Origin of the sequence: Floccifex sp. (genome assembly GCF_051873495.1) — a bacterium.
Taxonomy (GTDB): domain Bacteria; phylum Bacillota_I; class Bacilli_A; order Erysipelotrichales; family Erysipelotrichaceae; genus Floccifex.
In genome coordinates this window covers 1-2,798 of sequence record NZ_JBJEEX010000031.1, presented here as the reverse complement: position 1 = coordinate 2,798, position 2,798 = coordinate 1, and the positions used below count along the sequence as shown (strand labels likewise).

General features: G+C 36.0%; 3 protein-coding genes. All 3 read right to left on the bottom strand.

What is annotated here, in order from left to right; genetic code table 11:
- A partial coding sequence (locus ACI313_RS01900) for a hypothetical protein (protein ID WP_439755150.1) occupies positions 1 to 251 on the bottom strand: 251 nt, incomplete at its 3' end.
- Between the two features lie 193 nt (positions 252 to 444).
- A complete protein-coding gene (locus ACI313_RS01895) occupies positions 445 to 1,647 on the bottom strand; it encodes a hypothetical protein (protein ID WP_439755149.1) in 1,203 nt (400 codons plus the stop codon).
- Positions 1,648 to 1,839: 192 nt separating this feature from the next.
- On the bottom strand, positions 1,840 to 2,346 hold the full coding sequence (locus ACI313_RS01890; RefSeq protein WP_439755148.1) for a hypothetical protein: 507 nt from the start codon (positions 2,344 to 2,346) through the stop codon (positions 1,840 to 1,842).
- Positions 2,347 to 2,798: the final 452 nt, after the last annotated feature.

Below are 2,798 nucleotides of genomic sequence, written 5' to 3'. Positions count from 1 at the left end.
GGCATCATCACGCATTTCTCCGACAAATCCCTTGCCTCCTCCATAATCCTCACCACTTGGTTGACACATTGTGCTGCTCCAAGCATCAGATGCAACGCCGAGGCCCTTGGGATAGTGCCATTAATCGACAAGTCGAATAGACTTTTTGAAATCCTGTTAATACTCTTTTCATAATCCGCCATCTTTCTGCGGATTCCCTCAGCGAGGCCTTTTCGCGCCTCGATTTCTGATTCAATTTCTAAGTAATTCATAATGTATTGTTTTTAATTAGTAATATAATAGATGTTGAGGGAGTAGATATCCCATTCCTTCGATGCAAAGGTAATATCAACTAATGAATATCGCATATTTTTCTTCTACAAAATGAACCGTTTTCGTAAAGTTTAAACTTAACCCGATGAAAAACCGATGAATACCCGATGAAAAACCTATAAAAAACCTATTCTACTTTTTTAACAGCATATGGTTCTTCTTACGCGATTCAATAATATTGCACATATAATCATAGTAAGCCTTTAAATTTTTGTCTTCATATTTATTAAAGCCTTTGTGATAGGAGTCATCGTTGCCAATATTGCCGAATGTGTTCACCATTTGCCTGTAGGGTGCATACGACAATACGCCGCAATTGACGTATGCTCTCATTGTGCATCCTATAATTGTTATATTGTTGCCATCTATCGAATCCCTGATATGAGCCATCCATTCGTCCTTATATGGTCCCACAATATAGTTTCGTATGGAGTCATGATTGCTTTGGTCTTTATTAATCATTCCATTCAATACAATAACATATAAATAATTTAATAATATGTTTCGTGGCAGTTTCTTATAATAGAGGAAATTGTGAAATGTCATTTCATAATTCATGTTGACCCTAAAATCCTTAGGCATTTTATTTATCATTATTTCCACGTCTTTCCTGAAAATGTTGACGCTGCCACTCTCCAAGTTATGCTTAATAATCTTCTCAATTTCATGACATATATTTCGGTAAGATTTAATCCTATTGCCGTTATCACAAATTGTTGTACTTATACTTGCCACTTCAATTTGCATTTTTGCCACGTCCTTGTCAGCGCAATCGCCGAGCATACGATACAACTCTTGCCTGTCGTCATAAAACTCCCTGGAATACCCCAATACTGCGAGATTCTTGAATATGTCTATGAGTGGACGCATGTTCGACACATTGCAAGCTTTCAGATGCAATAGAGTCAGCATCGAATTCATCACCCTCTTCAGTTCGCGCCATTCCTCGATTGGTTCAGGCTTAAATGCATCAATTCCCCAATAAAATTCAATGGGCTCTTCTTTTTCTGTCATTGGAGTTATGTCGCTAAAGTTCACCTCGGTGATTATCGATTTGTACATCGAGGAAGCGGCAACAAATTTTGCGACATGGCTATGGTGATAACATCCCATAATATACCCATAGATATTATTTTCATCTATGTCATTTCTCCTTACATAGCCAATGATTTTACCATCGAGAGTCACAGCGATGGCATGACTGTCAATGTTGTCAGTGTCGTGTTGCAGTATCACTGTTTTGCCGATTAATGATGAAATATAATCGTCAATATTTACATTCTGGTCTTTGTGAAATTTTAATCCCACTGTTGAAAAGCTAATTGTCTTTGTCATTTTTTTTTGCTCTTATAATTTTTATCTTCTTAAAAATTCAAATCCCTGCATGTAGCAGAAATCATAATGCAAAATTAGTGACAAAAAATCGATCCTCCAAATTATTTGATACTTTTTATGAAAATGTCACGAAAGTGTCTAATTTATTTTTTGAAGAAAATCACGGCTGCTATATAAATTTAATTATTTCATTTAGTATCCAATAAGAAGAATGCCTTTTAATGGCAATTGAAGTCGATTGGATATATATAACGTTTCTAGAAACGTGTAAATCCGAGAGAAATCATCATGAGTGCGATAAATATTTCTAACGGCAAGTACAAGGTAATCAACATCAAACATCATACATGCCTCAAAAATATCTTTCAAGAATCTATGGTTCTCTGTCGCTTGTCCTGCCTCGACTTCAATAACAATCCTCCCATCCTTACTAATGGCATCTGCATAAAAAGATTTGTCAATGATATTGTCATTGCCAAATAAGACAGGAACATCTATCTTCTTATCTAAGGTTTTGCCAATCTCAACTCGATAATCTTGTTTTTCCAAAAACGGTCGCACCTTTGCAAGCACATCATTTGAGACAAGGTTATTCGTTGTTGAATCAATTTCACATTCAACAACCTTGAAGCAGTCAATAACTTTCTGTATTTCATCCGTCACGCCTCGAGAGCGAGGAAAAAATTGGTATCTTATCATAATATATTTGTTTTCAATAATTGTTGTAAATAATTATCTGATTCAATAATTTCACCTTCATCAACATAATATATAATCTTGTTGTCGATATATTCTGCCAAAGAATCGCTCCACGTCCCTTCTGAGCTAAAGAGTTGGTTACTGAGAATAACTGTAGAAATCATCACTTCCGCATTATATTCATCAAACCATACTAAGCGAAATGGATAATCCTCTCCCTTGTATCTTATTGTTTTACATTGATAATTAATTACATTCACAATGATAATGGAATTACAATATATTCACAATACCTTGATTCCCTCTTCCGACAAGCCTGTGGCTTTTGAGACGTCGGAAATAGACATGCCCATCGACTTGAGGTTGCGTGCAATTGCTATTTTTTCTTCCAAGCGACCTTCAGCATTGCCTTCCATACGTCCTTCCAAACGCACTCCTTCAAACACGCTGAT

Bases quoted from the DNA above. Each gene is read 5' to 3' on its own strand.
- ACI313_RS01895 (WP_439755149.1), bottom strand. From the start codon at position 1,647: ATGACAAAGACAATTAGCTTTTCAACAGTGGGATTAAAATTTCACAAA.
- ACI313_RS01890 (WP_439755148.1), bottom strand. From the start codon at position 2,346: ATGATAAGATACCAATTTTTTCCTCGCTCTCGAGGCGTGACGGATGAA.